Origin of the sequence: Streptomyces sp. NBC_01451 (assembly GCF_036227485.1) — a bacterium.
Lineage (GTDB): Bacteria > Actinomycetota > Actinomycetes > Streptomycetales > Streptomycetaceae > Streptomyces.
This window is the reverse complement of record NZ_CP109479.1, coordinates 78346-97289: the sequence shown is the minus strand read 5'-3', so window position 1 is coordinate 97289 and position 18944 is coordinate 78346. Positions and strand designations below refer to the sequence as shown.

The 18944-nt window shown below is 66.2% G+C and carries 13 protein-coding genes and 1 pseudogene; 7 read left to right on the top strand and 7 right to left on the bottom strand.

Translation table 11 applies throughout. The features are described from left to right. Positions 1-37: 37 nt before the first annotated feature. Positions 38-955, top strand: coding sequence for a nucleotidyl transferase AbiEii/AbiGii toxin family protein (locus tag OG595_RS00410; RefSeq protein ID WP_329266638.1), 918 nt, complete (start codon positions 38-40; stop codon positions 953-955). Positions 956-1491: 536 nt separating this feature from the next. On the opposite strand, the gene OG595_RS00405 is transcribed toward OG595_RS00410, so the two are convergent. Next, positions 1492-3138 carry a hypothetical protein gene (locus tag OG595_RS00405; protein WP_329266637.1) on the bottom strand — a complete coding sequence of 549 codons (1647 nt, stop codon included), beginning with the start codon at positions 3136-3138 and terminating at the stop codon, positions 1492-1494. Beyond that, positions 3126-4301 carry a hypothetical protein gene (locus tag OG595_RS00400; protein WP_329266635.1) on the bottom strand — a complete coding sequence of 392 codons (1176 nt, stop codon included), beginning with the start codon at positions 4299-4301 and terminating at the stop codon, positions 3126-3128. Before OG595_RS00400 ends, OG595_RS00405 begins: the two co-directional genes overlap by 13 nt. A gap of 199 nt (positions 4302-4500) precedes the next feature. Between OG595_RS00400 and OG595_RS00395 the strand changes: the two genes are divergently transcribed. Together OG595_RS00395 and OG595_RS00390 are read left to right on the top strand one after the other, a co-directional pair. Next, positions 4501-4761 carry a hypothetical protein gene (locus OG595_RS00395; RefSeq protein WP_329266634.1) on the top strand — a complete coding sequence of 87 codons (261 nt, stop codon included), beginning with the start codon at positions 4501-4503 and terminating at the stop codon, positions 4759-4761. A 682-nt stretch (positions 4762-5443) separates the two neighbouring features. After that, on the top strand, positions 5444-6577 hold the full coding sequence (locus OG595_RS00390; RefSeq protein WP_329266632.1) for a hypothetical protein: 1134 nt from the start codon (positions 5444-5446) through the stop codon (positions 6575-6577). A gap of 98 nt (positions 6578-6675) precedes the next feature. On the opposite strand, the gene OG595_RS00385 is transcribed toward OG595_RS00390, so the two are convergent. Together OG595_RS00385 and OG595_RS00380 are read right to left on the bottom strand one after the other, a co-directional pair. Beyond that, positions 6676-8049: an AAA family ATPase gene (locus OG595_RS00385; protein ID WP_329266630.1), complete on the bottom strand. Its 1374-nt coding sequence runs from the start codon at positions 8047-8049 to the stop codon at positions 6676-6678. A 398-nt stretch (positions 8050-8447) separates the two neighbouring features. Next, positions 8448-8654 carry a hypothetical protein gene (locus OG595_RS00380; RefSeq protein ID WP_329266629.1) on the bottom strand — a complete coding sequence of 69 codons (207 nt, stop codon included), beginning with the start codon at positions 8652-8654 and terminating at the stop codon, positions 8448-8450. Positions 8655-8674: 20 nt separating this feature from the next. On the opposite strand from OG595_RS00380, the gene OG595_RS00375 reads away from it, so the two are divergent. The 4 genes from OG595_RS00375 to OG595_RS00360 all read left to right on the top strand — a co-directional run bounded on the left by OG595_RS00375 (position 8675) and on the right by OG595_RS00360 (position 14500). Continuing rightward, the gene (locus OG595_RS00375; protein ID WP_329266628.1) at positions 8675-8902 is read left to right on the top strand and encodes a hypothetical protein; all 228 of its coding nucleotides are present in this window, start codon (positions 8675-8677) and stop codon (positions 8900-8902) included. A 267-nt stretch (positions 8903-9169) separates the two neighbouring features. Beyond that, positions 9170-11458, top strand: coding sequence for a sensor histidine kinase (locus OG595_RS00370; protein ID WP_329266626.1), 2289 nt, complete (start codon positions 9170-9172; stop codon positions 11456-11458). Continuing rightward, positions 11365-12111, top strand: a complete 747-nt coding sequence (locus OG595_RS00365) for a response regulator transcription factor (protein ID WP_329266624.1) — start codon at positions 11365-11367, stop codon at positions 12109-12111. Before OG595_RS00370 ends, OG595_RS00365 begins: the two co-directional genes overlap by 94 nt. Before the next feature lie 382 nt (positions 12112-12493). After that, complete coding sequence (locus OG595_RS00360) at positions 12494-14500, top strand: hypothetical protein (RefSeq protein WP_329266622.1); 2007 nt, start codon at positions 12494-12496, stop codon at positions 14498-14500. A gap of 218 nt (positions 14501-14718) precedes the next feature. Here OG595_RS00360 and OG595_RS00355 read toward each other — a convergent pair. The 3 genes and pseudogenes from OG595_RS00355 to OG595_RS00350 all read right to left on the bottom strand — a co-directional run bounded on the left by OG595_RS00355 (position 14719) and on the right by OG595_RS00350 (position 18496). Then, positions 14719-15859 (bottom strand): annotated as a pseudogene (locus OG595_RS00355) (IS3 family transposase). Positions 15860-16022: 163 nt separating this feature from the next. Continuing rightward, a complete protein-coding gene (locus OG595_RS45245; RefSeq protein WP_443072931.1) occupies positions 16023-16157 on the bottom strand; it encodes a NucA/NucB deoxyribonuclease domain-containing protein in 135 nt (44 codons plus the stop codon). Between the two features lie 14 nt (positions 16158-16171). Beyond that, positions 16172-18496, bottom strand: coding sequence for an NB-ARC domain-containing protein (locus OG595_RS00350; protein ID WP_443072930.1), 2325 nt, complete (start codon positions 18494-18496; stop codon positions 16172-16174). Positions 18497-18944: the final 448 nt, after the last annotated feature.

The following is an 18944-nucleotide window of genomic DNA, read 5'->3' as shown; positions in this document are numbered from 1 at the left end:
GGTCGGTTCCTCCGAAGACGGCCCGGCGAGGAGCACGATGAACGATGGCTATGCCACTCCGGGAGCGCTGGATACCGCGCTCAAGCACCACGCCAAGAAGCATGCGAAAAACGCCAAAGACGTCGGGGCGCTGCGCCGTGCGTTCTTCTTCCAGCGGCTGGCGGCGCGCGTCTTCGTCGCCGACCCGGACGGCTGGATGATCAAGGGTGGGCAGGCGCTGCTGCTGCGCTACTCCACTGACGCCCGCCTGAGCAAGGACATCGACATCCTGCGTGCGGACAGCGAGGCGAGCATCGAGGAGGCAGTCCAGGCTCTGAAGGCTGCGGCAGCTGTGGACCTGGGGGACCATCTCACATTCGTTCCCACCGGGCTGACCATGCACGGCGACGAGGAAGGCGGCGCCAACCAGGCCTTCATAGTTCAATTGGGGCCCCGCAAATCCGAATCCATCCGAGTAGACCTGGTAGTCGGGCGCACCCCCACGGCCATTCCCCAGGTGCGCCGTATCGAGCCGGCGGTACCGATGCCCTGGCCCGACGACTGGCCAGAGGTGCGTCTGTACCCTGTGGTCGATCATCTGGCCGACAAGATCTGCGCCATGTACGAGTGGCACGGCACCATCCCCTCAAGCCGGTTCCGCGACCTGGCGGACCTGTTGCTGATCAGCCAGCGTGAAGTGGTCGACGGCGTACAGGCGCGCCACGCGCTCCGCACAGAGGCCGCCCGGCGGATCGCCAGGGGCAAAGTCCGTCTCGAGCTGCCTGACTCCTTCAAGACACCGCACCCGTCCTGGCGGACTGGCTATCCCCGGGCTGCCCGTGACGTGAGCGGCCTCAAGGACTGTGCGACCTGGGAGGCTGCAGAAACGGCCGCCGCCGAGTTCCTCCCCCCGTTGCTGGGGAGCGAGCCCATTGGCACCTGGGATCCCGCCGATCGTCGGTGGCGTGACGGCTAGAGCCCTGCGCGCTCTTCCGGGCCTGTTCGCGGAGGGAGCAACCAGGCGGTCGGGTGCGTCGCGTCGGCCACCAGCACCAGCGGACGACGTTCGCGGAATCTGACGGACACAGACGAACCGGCGGAAAAAAGCGGGATTGGCAGGCGGAATGCGAGAAGGCTCATTGGTAGCTGAGGAAAGCCATTTAGCGCTTTGCAGGATGCCGCCTGAAGCATGTGATGGTGCTGGGCGGCATGCTGGCAGCTGGCAAGCGGCGCTGTGCCGGGCGGCCGCTCATGGTGCATCGCGTGAGGAGCGCAGGCTGGGTAGGTGAGCACGCGGGACCCATAAAGCAACGGCATTGGGCCTAGCGGGCGGGCATCGATGCACGCGAGATCTGCTGCGCGGGGCGTTCTTCGGGCGCCGCTCGCGCGGCAGGTAGCCCGGGCCCGTCCAGAGCGCGGTCGGGACCAGGCTACAGCCGTGAACTCTAGACCGGGCAGCGGAGTTGAGTGCTCAGCCCTCGTGCACAGGGCGCGGCTTCCCAAGGAAGGCCTTCACCCTGAGCCCACATGGCCGGAGCAGCGGTGCACGCCCGGCTCACAGAACAGGCCGTATCCCCTCTTGTTGATGGTGATGTCGATGGCCATATAGGGCTCACGGGTGATCGTGATGGAGGAGCCCGCCGGGTCGTTCGGGAGTGCGTCGACCACCGTGCCGGAGGCTTTGTCGGCGGTGCGGCCCTCGTGAAGGGTCCCGGAGGCCCCGCCTCCCATTTCGGTGCCCTTGTCACAGGGAGGGGCGTGCTCGGAGCACTGCACCATGGTCAGATAGCGGTAGGAGAATGAGCCGTCGGCCCTGATGGTGATGCTGGCGCCGGACCAGGTCCAGGTCCCGACGAACTGTGCCAGTGGTCGACGCGAGGCCGACGGGGATGGGTTGCGGGAACTGCGGGCGAGGTCACCGATCCAGATACGAGCATGTGCGGGGTCGGAGGTCTCCCAGGCCCGGCGGGAACCGAGAACCACGACGTTCTCCTTCCATACGGTGAGTGTTGCCAGCGATCTCAGGTTGTCGAACCCGTTGGCCCGGGTCGGTTGTTTGATCCACTTCTTTCCGTCGGCGGAGAACCAGAGGGCGCCGACCGCGGAGTTGTCGGCCGCGCGGGCGGACCCGACAGCGACGAAGCCGCTGCCTGCCGGTGTGACGGCGAGCATTTCCTGGTCCTTGCGGGGGACGACGCCGGCGTCCGGCAGACGTCCCACGTCGAGCGGCGCGCCGGTATGCCACCTGTCATTGCCCTGTCTGTACCACGTGCGAGGCTCGGTGGTGTGCTCGACGTCGTCGTCGGCCAGGCCACCAGTCAGCACCATGGTGTCGCCATTGCGCGCCAGGTGGCCGAACTCGTTCCCGTTGTCCGGCAAGGGCTCCTTCTTCCATCTGCCTCCGTCATGGGACGTGAAGAGCTGGTCCGCGGGCTGGAAGTCACCGGTGGTGCAGTTCGTCAGTAGATGGAAGGCGTCATCGGCGACGAGCACCTCCGCCTTCGCCTCGTCGCCCTCGTGGCCACCGCAGGGTGTCTCGAACAGTGTGGTGGGGTGCCCGGTCTTCTCCACCAGCCGCACTCGCAGACTTGCCTGCTGCTCGTCGGGCTTGGCTCTGCCGGGTGTCACCTTGGTGACCACCAGGGCCCCCCTCTCTCCGGCCGCCACCGCCACGGGTATCTCCGTGTCCGGGGACCGGGGCAACAACATGGGGCTCTTCCACGACGACCCGTCGTTGTCTGTGGTCCAGAGCGCCGCGCGGGCAGTCGAGAACCCGCTGCCGCCCAGGAGCCAGGTGGTCGATCCGTAGGCTGCGAGGGACTGGACGGTGGCCGCCGTACTCATCCCCTCCGGCGTACGGTCCCGCCATCCGACGCCGTCCCGACTGGCGAATACCTTCTGGGGCACATCGAGTGAGGTGATGGGCAGATAGCCGCTCGCGGCGAAGAGGGCCTTGCTGGACGAGGACATGGACGACGGGTAGAAGTCGACGAAGTCCGCCGGGAGTTCGGCCTCGGGGACGTTCAGCCAGACCGGCGCTTTCGATAGAGGCCGGGGCTTGTCGGAACCGGACTCGGTGCACGCCGAGAGAAGGCACAGCGCGGCCAGGCAGGCGAAGGCGCTGTGTGCCGTGGCGAGGCGATGGTTCAGGAGGCGCATGTCTTCCCATCCGTCAGCCGCACGAGGCGGGTGCTGGTTGAGTCCGGACACAGCCACGTCGCGTTCCGGTCGGCCGTCGTACGGAAGGGCTTGCCCTGGTCGTCGATACGAAGCTCGCCCCGTTTCCCGTTCCATGCCCACTGCAGCCGCAGTGTGAAGGTCACGTCGTGCGCGTGGGTGGACGGTTGCACGACGAAGTGCTCCGGGTCGCTGCCGCTCACGGTGTACGGCCAGCCAGTGTCGGACGCACTGCCCCCGTCGCCTGCACGGGCGGCGGCTTTGACCACCTGAGGACGTGCCTGGTCGAGGTTCACGGAGAGGTTGCGGTTCGGTGGGTCGCCCTGGCACACCACGGGCACCCGGCTCCCTCGTAACGGCTCGTGCTTGGAGACGACCTCCACAGCCAGACCGAGGAGGGTTACGGTCTGTCCTTCCTTGCCCTGGACCGTGAAGCCCAGGCCCGTCTTCGAGGCCGAGACGCCGTCAGCCGGCCGGGGACCGGGCACCATCTGTGATGCACCGATCGTCCCAGGAACCACAACTGCGTCGCCGCATTGCCAGCTCGGGGAGTCAGCCACGAAGGTCAGGGGCGCGGTTGACTGCCTGCCACTCGGAGAGTCGTCTGCGGACGACTGCCAGCCGTCACCCGCCGACGCACGGGACATCTCGTACGCGCCCACAGCTCCCCCCGCAACCAGTGCGACGAGTGCTATTCCCACCACAATCCCTCTCGGGCGGGACCACCGAGGCCGGCGGCCAGCCGGGTCCGTATCGGACACGGCGGCGTCGACCGCGTCGGCAGGCACGGCCGACTGGGTCACGCCAGTCGCTGACCCGGCCGCAGCCGGGCCGCCCTTCCTCTGAGTGCTCGGCGATGCCCCCCTCTTCTTCTGCTCGCGCAGCCGATCCAACCAGAACTCGTCCAGCCGCATCTCTAAAGGAACCCGCTGGCCGCCGCGTTGGAGGAGCGCTTTGACGACGTTCAGGGCGACTGTCCTGTTTCGCGGCGTACGCCCTTCCTTCAACCACCCCTCGATAGTGGTGGCACTGACCCTCGTCACCGCCTCCAGACCCTTCGTCGTCGGCTCGCCTGCGAGTCCGTACAGCCTGGCGAGAGCCTCCGTGAACGGGCCCTGCCCGGTCGGCTCTTGAGAACGCGCCACCCGCAACTCCTTGCCTGGCACGGCACGAGTCGGGCCGAGTCGCCCGAGTCGGAGAAACAGAACTTAGCGCCTGACCAGGGAGCTCACGGCAGAACGGCCAAACGTCCGGTGCAGAGCGGACGGAGACGTGCTGACCTCTCCTCCTATACGCCTTTGCGGTTCCATGACGCCGCACGGGCCCAAGGGCCAGGGAGTCGTGATGAGTTCGCATCTCACCATTGGATTAGCAGACACTCACGCCCAGGTGGAAACGCTCGGGAACACAGGCCCTGAAGCCGGGCCCATGTTGACCGCGCTTCTGGTTGGCCTTCTCGTCGCGCCGGCAACCGCACTGATGTACCGCCACAGCGGCGCATCGGTCCCGAAAAGCGTCAAGCGCGGCGGCCTCGCCTTCGCATGCGCCGCTACTTTCTCCTGGGACCTATTCCCGATCTCGTTCTGCGTCAATATCGCAACTTGAACGGTGGGTTACCCCCGATCGATACCGGCTACAGGAGCCCACCATGCCCGTTCCGTCCCATGCTCCGCAGGCCCCTACCCCGGCACGCCCCAGCCGTGTGCCCGCTCTAGCGGGCGCGGGCCTTTCCAGCGTCGGAGTCCTGACCGTTAGTCTCGCCGGTGCACCCTGGCCCATGGTTCTCGCCCTCGCCCTCACAAGCCTGCTCGTCGTCCTAGTCCAGTCCGCACTCCAGTCCCTCATTCCGCAGGAGTCTGTCCACCGCCTCCACTGGTGGCGCAGTTACTGGAGCCATCGAAAGACCGGCCATCGTGGCCGCGATAGCCAGCCCGACACTCTCCCGCCCGCGCCCTAAGAGGGCGTCTTCGGCGAGCCGGTCACGACCCATCTACCACCATCCGTGGATTGCATTGATCAGGTTCGACACAGCGGTGATGAACACTGTCCAGGCGAGGATGTCCCTTCGGTGTGGAGGCGGAGAGTCTGAGGTGGTCGGATCAAGCATCGCTAGCCCCCTGCTGGCTTCGTATCGTCCCGGTTGTATGAACTTTTGTAGGCGATTCGATTGCTGCGCACACCGGGCGCGTTGCGTCGGCGCTGTTGAGCAGGCGCGGGCGCGGGGGCGCGCCGATTACCGCGCACCTGCGCGCTATTGCGCAGCGCTGCTTGCCGCGACGATGGCCGCATGGAACAGGAACGAACTCTCAAGGACCACCTGTCCTACCCCTACAACCAAGACCTCTCTGGTGTGCTGCGCCGGATGAACCGGCGCACACCCTTCAGCAGGAAGAGACTGGCCAACGATCCGGTGACCGCCGCCTACGTGCTCGCCGGCATGCAGTTGATTCGACGCCACCTGGGGCCCGGCGCGCAGAGAGTGCTCAACGATCCAGAAGATGACAACTCTCTTGGACGTCCTCTTTTGAGCTTTCTGTCCCAGCGAGCGATCGTGGCCGAACTGGCCAACAATCCGGCGCCCTTCCCTCGCGTGGGGTCTACCGCCACTCTTCGGTGCAGTTGGAGGTCACACTCGGACTACATCGCCGACCTGCTCAGCTTTGGACTGTGGTCGCTTCACGAGCCGGCGCTATACGACTCGCGGATCGGCCCTGACACCGAACGACTCCTTGAGGGGCCGGAGTTCGTCGAGGCAGCTCATCGGTTGTGCTACTACGATCTGACTACTGTCGTCGACGGGCCGACGTTCCGCCTCGAGCTCGTCGCCACGGCCGCAGCCGAGGGCGACGAGGTGATCCAGGAGGCTCTGGCAGCAAACCACCAGGGCGCTATGGAACCCTGGAAGCAGGTGTACCAGGAGATGTTCCTCGCTCGCGGACTACGACTGCGTCCCGACGTGACCCTGGACGATTTCGCTGGAATGCTCGCTGCCTTGGCATCCGGGTACGCGCTGCGCCAAATCGGCAATCCTGCCTTGGTCGGCATCGATACATCAAAGGAACGCTGCATCTTCGGCACAGCGGCACTGGCCCTGCTCCTGGGCTGTGTAGAACGCGTCGCCGAAGGTGGCACAGCCGACGTCAGCATCGAGGATGCAATCCGTGAACTTATCTACGGTCAACTGCCGCAGGAAGGTCAACAAACTGCTCCGCCTGCACCGCCCCAGGAAGCAGATCCCCACTTCGAGACGGGTAACGCCTCGTCTGGCCCCCTGCACGAAGAACCGACGGCCTCGTCCGAAGACGAGACACGCGCATTCTTCGTCCAGCTCGACCGGCTCTGCAACGAGCAACAGCCAGCCGAGGTAAAGCAGGCCGCAGTGGCACTGCGCGACCGGTTGCTCTCCCCATCAGATGACTGACGAAGCGTCCCTGAGCGCCCGCCCTATGACTGACACCGCTGGGACGACACCGATCGCCCGGTTGTTGATGCACCAGGCGGGCACGTGCTGGAGCGGAATCACCGTTCCGGCTCCGGCTCCAGCCGTGCGGCGACTTCTGCCACCCTGCTCTGCACGGAGCTGGTCAGCAGACGGCTCAGTTCCCGGTACTCGGCTACCTCTGCCTCCGAGGCGGTGGCGGCGTACACCTTGCGTTCCAGTTCCACCAGCCGGCGGCGGTGTTCCTCGGCGCGGCCGGAGTAGAGAGTGTCCAGGCCGAACAGTTCGGAGAGCACCGCGTCGTCCGCGCTGCCGAAGACGACCCGCCGGTAGAGATCCTTATCCACCACGGCGGGCGGCTCGTTCTCGTCCCAGCCGGGCAGACGGATCAGCGCGTCCTCGTCGGCGGCCTGGCAGATGTAGGGGCTGTGACTGGTGACGATGAACTGGATGTTGGGGAAGTGCGCGCGCAGCCAGTGCCCGATCCGCTGCTGCCAGCTCACGTGCAGATGATTTTCTACCTCGTCGATCAACACCACGCCCGGCTGCAGGACGGTGACGCGCCCGTCCTCGTCCTGCTGCACATCCAGCTGGCCGTACGCTTCGTGAATGTGCCGCGCGATGTCCAGGACCAGGGCGGCCACCGTCCGGTAGCCGTCACTCATCGCGCGCAGTGCGAAGCCGACATCATCGTCGCTGGTCGACACCCACAGCCCGTCGGCCGAAACCCCGTTGACCTGCAGCTCGTTCGGCATGAGGCCGTCACTGAGCAGGTTCAGCACGATGTCCAGCAGCCGTGCGGCGGGACCCGGATCCGTGCTGGCGTCGTCTGTCCGTTCCTCCAGCGACCGGTGATGGAGATCGATCACCCACCCCACGCTCTCACCCAGGGCAGCGTCCTCGTGGAAGAGCGTGGCCAGGTGGCTGGCCACTAGATCATCGCGGGCGTATCCGCCGGACAGGCCCCCTGACAGCCGCCGGAACGGCCCGTACCCGGCGCAGAACCATCCTGAGGCGGCAGGCGACCACGGACCGCTCTCGACGGCCTCGGCATCGCTGAGACCTGGCGTCAGCATGCTCGTCGGCCGATGCCCCGGCCCACGGGGCCTGGCCGGCAGAGCCTTCCACATCAGGCCCAGTCGGAGCTCTCGCGGCAGGTCCCCGTCCCTCTCCAGACCAGTGAACTCATCGGCCTCCGCGTCGACCTGGACATCCACCACGGCCTGGCCGCTGGAAGCCTCACGCGAGACCATGCCCGCCACCCCCGCATTCAGGGCCAGTGCGGTCTGCGGGCCGCACAGCGCCAGAGCGACGGTCTGCAGCAGGGCCGACTTGCCGGAGCCGTTGCGGCCGGCCAGGACGATCCAGCCGCCGCGCCCCGGCAGCCTCAGGTCTACGGCCCGGCTGCCGCTGAAGCCCCTGATGTCAGTGAGCCGTACCCGTGTGACGTACACCCGTGCTCCGTCTTCTTCCCTGTTCCGTGCGCCTGTCCGGCACGCACGCACGAGTGTGCAGGAACATCCAACCGCTGACCTTCTCACGAGGCAGGAGGCCCCAGAGCTGTCATCCGTCCGTTCGCGGGATGCAGCGCACGGCAGCACCATTCCTCGGTGGCCTGCCGGTATACCGAAATGCCCGAGAACCAGACCTTCTTCGGCTCGGTTCCGGCAATGTGCTGCGGTGCCCGCACTCCGGCCGGGCCGTCGTGCAGGAGGCTCCCGGACACGGCAAGCGATCCGGTGCCGTGCAGGATCCGGGGGAGGGGGCGGCTGTATGGGTGAGCCTGCGCACAGTGCTGCGGCCGGCGCGCTGGGCTACCAGCACCAGACGTGGTGGGTGCTGCTGGAACTGCTCAGAGGCTGTCGTCGGTGAGGGAACCGCGCTGCAGCAGCTCCTCGACGGTACAGCCGCGCCGCTGCGCGATCGCACGGAAGGTGTCCTGCTCACGGTGCCAGGACAGAGCTCGGTCGGCCACCGTCTGCCGGATGTACTCAGTGGCGGAGAGATTCAAAGCGGCAGCGTGGGCGGCGAGTGCGGTTTGTTCCTCGGGAGTGAACATGATGGCGGGGGATCTCCTCGGTGGCGACGGATGGTCGGTATCCGGTGCGGGTGGCGGGGCCGCTGGCCCTGTCGGTTCATCCGTTCCGGTTGGAGTTGGTGCGGCGCGGGTTCACGCCGCGGTCCTCTCAGGATCATGCCTACGTACTGGCGGACCTGAGCCGCTGGCTGGAACGCAACGGGCTGGCTCCGGGGCAGTTGACCGCGGAGCAGGTGGGGGAGTTCGTCCGGGCCACTGACGGTGGCTGACGGATCGGTCGTTGCAGCTACGCTCGGCTTTCTACGGGAGGCTCTTCACCTTGAACTTGATCGGCGCGGCGTGGCTACCTAAGTACGCACGTCTGTAGGGGTGTTGCGGCGGCATGCTGACAGCTTCATCATGTGAGCGTGCGGGCGCTAAATTTTTTCGCGCTGCCTTCCCGGGTTCCATCCGCCACGGTGCTGGCAGGAGCCCTTGTCGCCTTGGGCTGCTGGGGCTTCGCCCTCCGTTTGGATACTCCATGCGATGGAACAGATGTGCGGTATTCGCGCGCCGATTGGCTGCCTGCAGGGCTTGTGGTGGGCCAATGGTTTTCCCACGCGGAACAGATCAGAAACGACGACGTGGTCATCGCAATCGAGGGATACTCCCTGGCCGAAGGCTTGGGCTCGGTGCCAGATCAGCCACTGCGTTCCGGCACGGTGCTGCACTATGAGCTGTTGCGGGACGGAGCGCCGACGGAGGTAGAACTGTCCTTAGCTCGTCCGCCATTGGGTAGGCAGCTGATCACCTTCTCCGGGCCTCTGATTTATCTGAGCTTTCTGGGTGTGCTGGCCTTATGGTTGCGTGCCCGTCGGCCGACAGCCCCCACGGGAGCCCCCTTGCTTCTCGGATTCGCCGGCACGTTCGCGTGGTTGATCGCCGGGCCAGCGGTCGGGATGTCAGCGCTGGATGTGGCGACTGGGAGTCCACTGTTTTGGCTGTACCACATCGCAACCGTCGGCGGCGGGTCGCTCGCCTGGGGATCCATGGTGGCCCTTGCCCTGGTTCCCCTGCGAACTCACTGGTCGGGCAACTATCGCTGGCTTCGCGCCGCCGCCTACGGCGGGCCGTTGCTACTGCTCGCCAGCTGGACCGGGAGTGTACTGGTCCTGGGCCCGTCGGGGATGCCGGCGATCGGGCTGATCCACGCTGGGCAGGAAGCCATCACCGTCGCATGCTGGATCGTGGCCGGATACCTCGCGCTGCGCGTCTACCGCCAGGCGGGACCCGAGCGCCGCCGTCCCCTTCGCTGGGTGCTCGGTGGCGGGCTGCTGTCCGGACTGGGCTTGTTCGCGCTGTGGCTCGTCCCCGACATCGTCGTCGGCCACCGGCCCACCACCATCGCGTGGGTCGGCTTGGCTGGCCTGCCCATCCTAGTCGGAATCGTCGTTGCGATACTCCGCTATCACCTGTACGCCATCGAGCGCTTCGTCAGCCGAGCCGTGGCTTACACCGTCCTGGCGGCCATGCTGTTCGGCTGTTACATGTCGGTCACCGTAGCGGCAGCAACTACGGCGGCGTCCGACACCACCGTCGCCGCTGCCGCAGCGGTGTCGGTAGCGCTGCTTGCCTTGCCGTTACGCGAAGCGATCCGCCGCGGTGCCGCTCAACGGTTGTTCGGTGGACGGGAGCAACCTGCTGAGGCACTGCGTGCGCTGGGCCGAGCGTTGGCCCAGATTCCGTCTCCCCAACAGGCGCTGCCTCATGTGGTGGCTGCCGTCACCCGGGCATTACAGCTGCCCTACGCAGCCGTCGAGTTCGCCGATCCGACCGCGCCGGGCGGCTTTCGCACCGCTGAGCACCTGGGCACCCCGGTTGGCGCCTACTACAGCCAGCTGATGTATCACCACGGCCGCACCGTGGGCCGCCTGGCCGTCTCGGCCCGCGAGGTCGACGAGCCGCTGTCCGCATCTGATCTCACTCTCTTAGGCGAAGTGGCCGCGCAACTCGGCCCAGCCGTGCAGGCAGTGGCTCTGCATGATGAGGTGTTGCGCTCGCGCACCGCTGCCGTTGCCACTCGCGAGGACGAACGCCGACGGCTGCGCCGAGATCTCCACGACGGGCTCAGCCCTACGCTGACCGGGCTGTCCTTGAAGACCGAGGCAGCCCTCGCCTTGCTCGACAGTTGGCGCGGCCACGCCGCCTCCGTGCCGCCAGCTGATGAGGACGCGAGCATGCTGGTCTCGCACCACGTCGAGCAGGATCGCTTCGAGCGCGCCCACCGTCTGCTGTGCGAGAGCGCGGCCGGCATGCGTGCCGCCGCACACGACCTGCGTCTGCTGGTCGAGGGCTTGCGGCCTCCCGCGCTGGACTCCCTCGGCCTCATGGGGGCAATACGTGTCAAGGCGCACGACCTGTCGGCAGATGCTGCCGACACGGTGCGCCTAGAGGTGGAAGGCCCTGCTCAGGCCGTCGGGCTGCCGGCCGCCGTCGAAGTCGCGGCGTATCACATCGCGCTAGAGGCAATGGCCAACTGCATCCGCCACGCGCACGCATCGAGATGCCTGGTGCGCATCACCGTCACCGCCACGCCCGACCTGCCCCGTCCGTCGGCGCTCGGTGAGGAAACGCCGCGGCTGCACCTAGACGTGATCGATGACGGTGTCGGGTTCCCGGACACGATCGACGACCGCGACCGGGGATTTGGGCTGCGGTCGATGCGCGAACGCGCCGAGGAACTAGGCGGGCGATGCACCATCCACGGCCGGCGCGGCGGCGGCACCATCGTGCAGGCAGCCCTGCCGTGCCCACCGCCAGACCCCCTCACCCGGCAGGCGCCATGAACACCAGGCCGATAACCGTCTTGATCGCTGAGGACCATCCCGTGTTCCTCGACGGGCTCGCCGCCCGACTTTCGGCCACCGAGGACATGCGGGTGGTGGCGACTGTCCGCACGGGCCTGCAGGCCGCGCAGGCAGCCTTGGAACACCGTCCCGACGTTGCCGTCTTGGACATCGAGATGCCTGACCAGGACGGCATCGAGACGGCCCGACAGCTCCACCGCCTGGAGCCGCCGGTCCGGGTGCTGATCCTCACAGCTCATGAGGATGACCAACGGCTGACCGCTGCGATGCACGCTGGCGCCTTGGGCTACCTGTCCAAGCACGCCGAGCCGGCCACCATCTTGGAGGCAGTGCGCACCGTTGCCCGCGGTGCGATGTTCTTCGACCCGAGGCTGAGCGACCGGATACGAGCCCGTCTGTCCTCAGACCACCTACGGCGCCAACCGTTCCCCCAACTGACCGACCGAGAGCACCAGGTGCTCGCCCTGCTGGCCACCAACTGCTCCAACCAGGCCATTGCTCAGCGGTTGGGGATCAGTGGCAAGACGGCGCGCAATCACGTCTCGGCCATCTTGGCCAAGCTCCCTGCCCGCGACCGTGCTCAGGCCGGACAGCAGGCCCGTAACGCGGGTCTCACCCTCCCATTCGACTGAACCGAGCCAGCGCCGGCCAAGGTGCCCGAGCGTCCGGGACGTTCGCCCCATGCGGCCCAGGACACCGGGACTGCAATGTGGCTGCTGTACCACCGTGGGCGCGGCAGATCCACGCCGTGTCCAAACCCCGTGGGGGGCCATGAAGCACATCCGCCTGGTAACACGCCGCGCCATCACAGCCGCCTGCGCAGCCGCAATCCGAGCAACGCCGTACCGCCGGTTACATCCGGCAGCGGTCACAGCGGCAGCGAAGACAGCTTGGCCACGAAGGACGCGGAGAGCGACGACATCGTCCGCAGCAGGTGCGGCCCCGGCCTCGGCGCACGTTCCACGGACCCTGGCGACCATCCCACCGGTCGTCCCTGGTTTCACCACCTAGGTCTTGCCTGACGCCGCCACACCGGTCCAGGCCGAGACGGCCACCGCACACCACCCGCTGACGGAGGACCTCGTGCTCAAAACCACTATCCGCAAGAGGCGAGAAACCCATCCAACGGACCAACCACTCAGGTGGGCACGCTGGGTCGCTCTCGCCGCAACCACCGCCCTCGCTGTACCCGCCTTGTCGTCGTGCACGCCCGACGACCCCCCGGGCGACCTCATCTTCGACTCGACCGCCAAGCCAGTCCTCGATTGGAGTGTTCCGCGTCGGTTCGAAGACAGCTGGGCAGCCTACAACGAGACCAGCGCGACCTACGATCAGGGAATCGTGAAGCCTAACTCGTGGGGCCTGAACCTCGACGGCTGCGCGTCGACCGCTGTGCGTCGGATCCAGAAATACACGTTCACAGTTCGCCAGACGGGCAAGCCCTGGCAGCGGACATTCAACAGCACGTCGTGCCGACTCCAGATCCCCAAGATCTTACCGGCCCAGGGCCTGTACAAGGCGACCCTGACCTTGCACACCGACTGGGGGGCGGCTGACGGCGTGAGCGCATCCGTCAGCATGAACGTGGGCATCCGCGACTATCTGATCGTGTCGATGGGGGACTCGCTAGCATCGGGCGAGGGCACCCCCGACGTCCCTGGGTCGTATTCCTTCGACCCCGACTTCGCTTGGCCGCCCGCACATGTCGTCACGAAGCGAGCCGCCGTGTGGAAGGACCGGCGCTGTCACCGGTCGGCCAAGAGCGGACCGTCACAGGCGGCCAAGGCATTCGAGGACGCGGATCCCAAGACATCTGTGACCTTCGTCAGTGTCGCCTGCTCGGGCGCGACGGTAGCCGACCTCATCCCTCGGCCAGACGAAAAGGTGCTCGGGCAGGTGGGCGCGGTGGCGAGTCTGTTCGGTCCCAACTCTGACGGCGACCCCCGGCCCATTGATTCCTTGCTGCTCTCAGCCGGGATCAACGACCTGGACTTCAGCTCCATCATCGGGCGCTGCGCGTTCAACAACAACCTCTCTCGCGACTCCGAGAAGTGCGTGACGAAAGGCGGGATCGCGGAAGCGATCAATACCCTCCCCGTGAAGTACCTCAACCTTGCGGTTGCCATCAAACGCGAGCTTCCAGACGCCAGGGAGGTCTACATCAACGACTACCCGGGCGAAGTCTTCGAGGGCGGGGGGTGCGGACTGCTCGGGGAACCGGGCATAGGGATCGACGAGGTGGAGGAAAGCGAGATGAATGTCTATGGCAACCAACTCAACCGCCACATCGAGAACATGGCAACGATGCTCGACCGTATGGGGTACCGGTGGAACTTCGTGGACCGTCTGGAGCACGACTTCCTTCCGCATGCCTACTGCGCGACCCCGAGTTGGTTCACCAGCTTGGAAACCTCGCTGAGGACGCAGGGCGACGCTGAGGGTACCGCCCACCCCAACGCAGCCGGCCACATCGCGTTCAGCAAGATCCTGCACCGCATGGTGGTGCCGGAACACGTGAAGTCGCCGTACCGCACACTCAAAATCACCATCGACGAGGTCAAGGCCGCAGACGGCCAAGGCACCCTTCAGATGCTCGCCAGCCTCACGAAGTTCCAGAACGACCGCCGGGGACTGAACCGCTACATCGACGTGCCACGCAACGGCCAGTGGACTTCAATCCCACCAGACGAGGGAACCTTCTTCCTCGACGTGACTCGGGCACCTTCGCCACCACGTCACGCCACCGACCTCTGGATGAATTTCGGTCATACCCTGGCGGTTCACCACGGGTTGAGCGACGCATACGGCGCCGGCCCCCATGAGGTGCCCCACAACCCAACAGGGTTGTTCCACAAGCTCTCGGTCCGGTACACCGTCAGCGTACTAGCCCCGCCCTCAGGCGACGGAGACGTCTTGGCGCGTGATCGCGAATCTCTTCAGGCCAGGTACGGCTTCGAGGGTTCTGCGGCAGAAAAGGCGTGTCATGCACCTCGCACGCGGGAAGCCGGCGGGTGCCGTTGATGCCCTTCCACTCGTAGCTCCATCGGTAGCAGGTCGTGCCCTTGACGCCCATCGCGCGGCACGCGTCCAAGTTGCTCATCCCTTCGCCGTGAGCCGAATGCCGTTGCCGACCTCCTCCGCAAGTACCTGCCCGCGGCTGCGGAGCAATGCCCTGTCCTGGCCGGCAAGAACGTCACCCCGCACATACGGGGCTTCCCCTGAGCCGTGGACACCGTTTGCTATGCGGCAGAGGTCAGCGTAACCGTTCGTTGTTCGAAGGCGATCGGGCTGACCTGGCCGATCGCTGAATGCCTTCGCCTGGTGTTGCAGCAGGTGATCCAGCGGAAGACTGCGAGGCGGGCCTTGCGTACTCCTGGCCAGCGTTTCCGTCCCTGCAGGGTCTCCCGCTTCAGGGCCGCGTTGAAGCTCTCCGCAGCGGCGTTGTCCGCACTTGTCCCGACCGCTCCGCGAGAGCGGATCACGCGGAATTTGCGGCATGCGTTCGCGAAGTCCTGCGAGGCGTACTGGGCTCCGTTGCCGCCGTAAGACCGCCCCGGCCAGGTCGCCGCAGCGGGTGCGGGCGGCGGCTTCGGGCGCGTCGGTGACCAGCTCGGTGCGCGTGTGATCGGCGATCGCCCAGCCCGCCAGGCGCTTTGAACGGAGGTCCAACACCGTTGCCAGGTAGAGGAATTGGCCATCGCCGACGTAATTGGTGTTCGGGTCGCTCGCGGTGAAGTCACGCTGCAGGAGGTCGGGGACCTGGGCCGCGTGCGGGGCGGGCACGGTGGTGGTGACCTTCTTGCGCAGGTGCACGCCGACGATGCCGGCCTCGCGCATCACGCGCTTGTGGTTGACCCGTCAGCCCTCGGCCCGCAGCTCGGCGGTGATGCGCGGGGAGCCGCAGGTGCCGTCCCATTCGGTGTGGATCTCGCGGATCTTCCCGGTCAGCTCGGCATCGCCGAGAGCCCGCTCGACGCGGGCGCCGGTGGCGGCCCGCCACCGGTAGTAGCCGGAGCGCGAGACTTCCACGACCCTGCACAGCCGCTTCACCTCGAAGGTGTCGCGATGGTCATCGACGAACTGGAAGCGGCTCGCCAGCTGGTCTCGCCCGCGAAATACTTGGCCGCCCGGCGCAGGATCTCGCGCTCCAGTTCCAGCTCGCGCACCTGCCCGCGCAGGGCAGCGATCTCGGCGTCCTTGTCCGCCTCAGCCCGCACTGACGGCGTTTCGGACTCCTCGGGCGGCCTTGATCCACGGGCGCAGCGTCTCGTGGTTCACGCCCAGATCCTTGGCTACGGCCGTCACCGGACGCCCCGGGCTGGCGCGGTACAGCGCGACGGCGTCGGCCCGGAACTCAGCCGAGTACTTGTAGGTCCCCAACGGGAACTCCTGATCTCTGGAACTTCATAGATCCAGTGTCCAAGGTGTTCACGACCAGGGGAAACCCCCATACATACCAGGAACCGGTCCTTCTCGATGATGCGGTTGTACAAGTAGAAGCTGCCCAGAGCCCGGCCGCCGCCTTCGTTCTGCGGTGCCGTGATCATCGCCGACTGTAACTGCCGCTGGTCTTGGCCCCCTCCCAGGTCGAGGCGAAGGGGTACTCGTCGCACTGCTTGCCCTCGGGCCGCGGCAGGCTCGAAGGGCAGCAGCCGCGGCCAGCCGTGGCAGGCGTCACACCCTTGATGCTCGTCAGGTGAGGAGAGAAAAGAGGTAGAGACCCAAGGCTCCGCCGGCAACCACGAGTCCCTCTGAACCCCAAGCACAGCTATGGAATGGCCTGTTGGCGCGCTGTAGTGAGATAAGAGACTCTGAGGCTACGTCCCAGATACGCACGGACCAGTCATCGCTTGCGGTCGCGATCCAGGTGCCACTGGGTGAGATGGCAACGGACCGCACGGCGCCAGAGTGGCCCTCCAGGTTCGCGGAGAGTTGTCCACTGCGCGGGTCCCAAATCTTGACGGTCGTGTCCTCGCTGCCCGATGCCATCCATGCACCGTCGGGTGAGATCGCCACGGACCGTACGGCGCCCGTGTGGCCGCCGAGGACCAGGGATACCTCTCCGCTGGACGGGTCCCAGATCTGTACGGTTGCGTCGTCGCCTCCGGTGGCCACCCATGTAGCGTCAGGTGAGATCGCAACTGAACGCACCGCGCCAGCATGGCCGTTGAAGGCACTGCGAATGCTTTGTGTGCTCCGGTCCCAGACCCGAGCCGTCTGATCGTCGCTTGTCGTGGCGAGCCACGCGCTATGCGGCGCAATGGCTACGGCCCTTACTGCGCTGGTGTGACGCAGAACCGCAGAGACGTCTCCGCTGCCTGGGTCCCAGATACGCACACTGTTGTCGTCGCTCGACGTGGCGAGCCAGGTTCCGCTACGGGCGATTGCTACAGCGCGAACGGTGCTTGCGTGACCTCTCCGGCGGGTTGGATCGATGGCAGCGTAGTGGTCACCGAGCGCGATGCAGTTGCCTGTGGAAGGGTGCCAGATTCGTACTGATCGGTCGAAACCCCCGGTAGCGAGCCACGTGTTGTCGGCAGAGATGGCCACCGCCTCGACGGGCTTGGCGCGGTCGGGGTGGTGGAGCCGGGTGCCTGCGTAGTCCGGGGGCGGCCATCGGTTTGCCAAGAGTGGGCGCAGTGCCGGATCTTGTTGGCGGGCTGTGATCTGGTCGCGCCACTGGGAGTGAGGCGGCAGGCGGCTGTGCAGCACTGCGATGACAGCCTTAGAGGGCGTTGTGGGAGTCAGAAGGTGGGCCACGAGCGTGAGGTCGTAGGCCAGGGCCTGAGCGCGGGCGACGGGAATGCGTGCGAGGTCGCCTTGGGGGGCGTTGGCGCCCCGGGAGACGAGGCGCGATTCGATCCAGCGAAGGTCCCCGGCTACGGACAGCGCCTGAGTATCGCGGCCAGCCGCAAGGAGATGGGAGATGAGATGGTCTCGGAGGTATCCGTCTTTGTTTTCCCACCAGGCCCGTTCAGGCGCCAGGGTTGCCGGAGTGAGCGGTGAGGCCTGGGGGAGCGTGTCACCGACCGCGTCTAGCAGTTGTGCGTTCACGTCGGTCAGTGCACTGTCGCCGAGCTCGCTGCGCAGGTAGTCCCGGATGACATCGTGGAGACGGATCCGGCCGTCGTCCACAGGAGTGATAGTCAGGAGGGACAGTCGTTCCATCTTCCGGCAGAGAGAGCGGGACTTCTGCTCGGTCAGTCCACCAGTGGTCTTCCAGAGCAGAATGACGAGGGGGACAGGGATGCTTTCGTCCTCGGCGAATATGCCCAACTCGGCGAATCGCCGATCCCCTCCGGAAGGGAGTCGGGTGGTGGCAGCCTCGATGGAAGCCCGGACAGCTCGACTGCGCATCTGAGGATCATCTAGGTCCCAGGGCATGTCCGGATCTGCGAAGGCATTCGGCCCCTGGGACCGCAGCTGTTCCAGGACTTCGGTAGCCGCTTGTGTGACACCGACCGCGGTGGCAACCTGTTCGGCGATCAGCCGATTGGTCAGGCGTAGAAGCAGGGCCCAACGACCAGTCGCCTGCAATAGATCCGATGCCAGAACGGCCGGGAGAGGCGGTAGGTTCCAGGTCAGCACGGCAAAAGCCTGTTCAAGCGACATCTGGTCCACGTGGATCCGCGGCGCATCAGGAGAGATCAGTTCCGGGTTGCGCGTGGTGACCAGACGCACGCAACGCTCACCACCGAGGAGGAAGGGACGAAGCTGCGCCTCCTCCCAGACATCGTCCAGGAACACAAGAGTCCTTGGCTGCCTGTCGAGTAGGCGACCGAGGTGCGAGCCCGCCAAGTCCGGGTCTTCGAAGGCGGTCTGGTCTCCAGTGACAAATCGGGTAACCTCTGCCACTTTGGATGCAATCGCCGCGCGGCCGCGCACATCGCGCCCGATCGTCACGATGTAGACGCGAGAGCGAAAGTGCCGCTGGACGCGCGTGTTCGCACATACCGCTGTGGCGAGGGTCGTCTTTCCAAACCCTCCCGCGCCCCACAGAGAGGTCGTGATAGCCACGGATCGTCCGCCCCGACACACCGCCCGCACTGTCTCGTGGACTTCGGAACGGTCCACGAACCAGCCCGGAATCACGGGTGGTGCAGGTGGGTCAGCGCAGTTTGCCGTAGGCTCCTCCTGAATCCGCACGGTCACCGTCATCCCGGCAATCGACAGGATTATCAAAACACCGACCCAGGGCCATGGATGCTGCCGTAAGAGATCGAGTGGTCCGGGCCATTGTTCATCCGATGTGGCCTTGTTGGCTGCCAGTCCCAAGAACGCAGCAAGCACTGTTCCCGTCCCGGCAAGTACGGCCATTCCCAGCACACGCCCTCGCACCTTGCCCCCTCCCCTGAGTGGCAGTCGGCATGAGAAAGCTAGCCGCCATTGGCGAAAAGCATGGCAGCAAGTGTCGATTGAGCGCCAGTGGCCCGCGTGTAGCACGAGGGAGTTACAAGTAGGCCCG

Coding starts and splice junctions, on each gene's coding strand:
- OG595_RS00405 (WP_329266637.1), bottom strand. CDS start 3,138: ATGCGCCTCCTGAACCATCGCCTCGCCACGGCACACAGCGCCTTCGCC.
- OG595_RS00380 (WP_329266629.1), bottom strand. CDS start 8,654: ATGTTCACTCCCGAGGAACAAACCGCACTCGCCGCCCACGCTGCCGCT.
- OG595_RS00395 (WP_329266634.1), top strand. CDS start 4,501: ATGAGTTCGCATCTCACCATTGGATTAGCAGACACTCACGCCCAGGTG.
- OG595_RS00390 (WP_329266632.1), top strand. CDS start 5,444: ATGGAACAGGAACGAACTCTCAAGGACCACCTGTCCTACCCCTACAAC.
- OG595_RS00410 (WP_329266638.1), top strand. CDS start 38: ATGAACGATGGCTATGCCACTCCGGGAGCGCTGGATACCGCGCTCAAG.
- OG595_RS00365 (WP_329266624.1), top strand. CDS start 11,365: ATGCACCATCCACGGCCGGCGCGGCGGCGGCACCATCGTGCAGGCAGC.